This window comes from Marivita sp. (assembly GCF_020055635.1).
Classification (GTDB): Bacteria; Pseudomonadota; Alphaproteobacteria; order Rhodobacterales; family Rhodobacteraceae; genus Marivita.
This window is the reverse complement of the sequence record NZ_JAIPUT010000184.1, coordinates 1-2,540: the sequence shown is the minus strand read 5'-3', so window position 1 is coordinate 2,540 and position 2,540 is coordinate 1. Positions and strand designations below refer to the sequence as shown.

Sequence of the window (2,540 nt, the reverse complement as noted above, 5' to 3'; positions counted from 1 at the left end):
CGTATTTTGACATCGCGCTCGACTGCGCAGCGGACAGTGAGGCCGCCCCCTCAACCTTGATCCGCGCCGCCCGCGATTTCGCGATCAAGAAACCGGCCTTTGCTGCCGATGTCGCTCTGCATGCCATCAAGCATCTTCTGGCGGGCCGTGGCTATGAACCCAGCCCGTTCGACATCGACGAAGCCGTCGATCACCTGATGACTGCCAGCACACGCATCGAACGACGGGGCTGGGCCATCGCGGCGCTTCAGCGACTGATGGAGACCACGCCCGGCGATGATCTGATGCAACGCCGCCTTGGCCAGAAGCTGACCGAACTCAGTGCTGAATAGCGGATTGATCGCTATAGAAGACCATCCTGCCCGGCGCACTGGGTTCAACCAATGCCCTGCTCTGAGCTTGCACGTTTCGACCCAACAGCTGACTGCCCAGACGATCGATCACGGTTTTCGGGAACGCACATCGCATTCAGAGCGTTCTTCGATCAACTGTGCTGGTGCTACATCCAGATGCGCCGCGACCCGCTGAAGAGTCTGCAAGGTGACATTCTGCTGGCCGCGTTCCATGGCGCTGACATGGGCACGGTCGACATCCATCGCCGCCGCCAACGCGGCCTGCGTCAGCCCACGCGCTTGGCGGTAGTGCTTGAGATTACTTGCAAAAACAACGCGGATATCCATCCGCAGCTAAAAAGCCTATCGCGTATTTTGGTGCGACGTATTATAATGCTCATATGCAACCTGACTGACCGCGATCCGTTCTTGCACAGGCAATCCGATGTGCTTTTATGGACCTTAACGCCAAACGGCGAGGGGGAATCATGTCTGCCACCGGCACCACGCCGATCTCTGATCTCGCACCACAAGGCGATGATCTGACCGACTACGACCACGCACATATGACGCTTTACCTGCGCCTGTTCGACGCCGCTGAAAGCGGTGCAAGCCTGCAGGAAGTCAGCCAGATCCTGTTCGGCATCGATGCTGACAAGGAACCGGAGCGTGCGCAAAAAATCTATGACAGCCACCTCGCCCGTGCCCGCTGGATGACCGAACACGGCTATCGCAAGCTGCTTGACGGCGGTAACGGCTGAACTTTGCGCAATTCAGCCCAGATCGGCGAACACTCGCGCAGGTTGCGAATGTTCGCCATTGGTGTCGTCGTTTTCTTGCACCTCCCGGCTATACTCCTTCCCCATCGAAACCTCTGACGCGGAGCTTCGCCATGACCAGGGATTGGCAAGACGAAGCGGCGTATCGGCATTTCGACAGCCTCGACCTGTCCGGGCTGGCTTGGGAATGCCTGCGCCGCAATTCCGACTATCGCGCAACCTACCCGCAGATGCGGGATGGATTGAGATCACCGGCTGCATGGGGGTTGCGATTTCCCGGTTGATCCGGACATCGACGCACCCAAAGCACCCGTGTTCTGGACGCCTTCAATCGCCCCGGCAGCGGTCGGGTATGCTGTGCCGGTCCCCGGCGGCGACACCGCCGCGCCGCACATCGATGCAGATGATCTGACCGTCATCGGAACGCAGGACGGCTTGATGTATGTGCGCCTCGCAACAGGCGCGTTGCTCGTGCTGGATGCAAAGAACCTGCACCGGCCCCTCGGCATCCTGGTGCCGCTGGACGAGCATTGGACAGCGCGGATCAATTCACTCGAGACGCTCCGCGCGCAACTGCTGCATCACAAACGATCCCCTCCGCCCCTGACGTCGCAGCAGCGACGGCGCATCCAGCTTGCATTGCGCACGCTCGACGCGCGCCGGGATCGTGCCAGCTACCAGACGATCGCGGGGCATTTGTTCGGCGCAGAGGCTGTGTCGCGCGAGCATTGGAAGACCAGCTCCCTCAAGGCCCAGATCACCCGACTGACAGCCCATGGCACGCATCTGACCACCAAAGGCTATCGCTTTCTCCTTCTCGGTCGCGGACCAACGGGGCGCTCCAAGCCGCGCAAGTGATCACCGCGCAGTCCCAGAATATCGAACCCCCATAAGCCCCTATCCTGTTGGCCTTTTGGGGGGTGACGTTTTCGCGCCGGGATCTTCGTCATCCCTCCTCACGGCGCTCTTCCGTATTGATGACCTCCGACAGCCCGCGACGCGCCGTCACGCGGCCTAGCCACCGGAGATGCTCAAATGCCCGACCCCAACGAAGGACTCCCGCCCCGCTACCTCAGAACCCCGGAAGCCGCTCGATTTCTCGGCCTGTCTGGCCGTACGCTGGAAAAACACCGGACCTACGGCACCGGCCCGCGCTATTCGAAAATCGGCGGACGTGTCGTCTACGCGGTCGACGATCTGCAGGCCTGGGTCACGAGGGGCGAGAAGACCTCGACCTCGGACGAGACCGAAGACCGCGTTCTACCCGCCAAACGCCATGCCGCCGTTTCGCCGGCCTATCTGCGGCGGGGGCGCTGAGCCGATGCAGACACGTGTCCACCTCACCTGGATCGAAGGGCGCATCGAGCGCTGGATCCGTTTCGGTCGGAAGGCCGAGGAAACCATCCTGACACGCACGGAAAAGCGCGTG

The 2,540-nt window shown here is 61.3% G+C and carries 6 protein-coding genes and 1 pseudogene; 6 read left to right on the top strand and 1 reads right to left on the bottom strand.

From position 1 onward, the window contains the following. Positions 1-332: pseudogene (locus tag LCF60_RS24470) on the top strand (hypothetical protein); the annotation flags it as partial. A gap of 108 nt (positions 333-440) precedes the next feature. Here the strand turns inward: LCF60_RS24470 and LCF60_RS24465 are convergent. Continuing rightward, positions 441-680: a helix-turn-helix transcriptional regulator gene (locus LCF60_RS24465; RefSeq protein ID WP_292295125.1), complete on the bottom strand. Its 240-nt coding sequence runs from the start codon at positions 678-680 to the stop codon at positions 441-443. 140 nt (positions 681-820) lie between these two features. On the opposite strand from LCF60_RS24465, the gene LCF60_RS24460 reads away from it, so the two are divergent. The 5 genes from LCF60_RS24460 to LCF60_RS24440 form a co-directional block, all read left to right on the top strand. Next, positions 821-1,093 (top strand): DUF2285 domain-containing protein, encoded by a 273-nt coding sequence (locus LCF60_RS24460; RefSeq protein WP_292295124.1) that lies wholly within the window; start codon positions 821-823, stop codon positions 1,091-1,093. A gap of 131 nt (positions 1,094-1,224) precedes the next feature. After that, complete coding sequence (locus tag LCF60_RS24455; RefSeq protein ID WP_193142252.1) at positions 1,225-1,395, top strand: DUF6499 domain-containing protein; 171 nt, start codon at positions 1,225-1,227, stop codon at positions 1,393-1,395. A 28-nt stretch (positions 1,396-1,423) separates the two neighbouring features. After that, positions 1,424-1,969 (top strand): DUF2285 domain-containing protein, encoded by a 546-nt coding sequence (locus tag LCF60_RS24450; protein ID WP_292295123.1) that lies wholly within the window; start codon positions 1,424-1,426, stop codon positions 1,967-1,969. Between the two features lie 177 nt (positions 1,970-2,146). Continuing rightward, entirely contained in the window at positions 2,147-2,428 is a 282-nt protein-coding gene (locus tag LCF60_RS24445; RefSeq protein WP_021100692.1) for a helix-turn-helix domain-containing protein, read from the top strand. Further along, a partial coding sequence (locus LCF60_RS24440) for a DUF2840 domain-containing protein (protein WP_363318463.1) occupies positions 2,388-2,540 on the top strand: 153 nt, incomplete at its 3' end. The genes LCF60_RS24445 and LCF60_RS24440, both read left to right, overlap by 41 nt.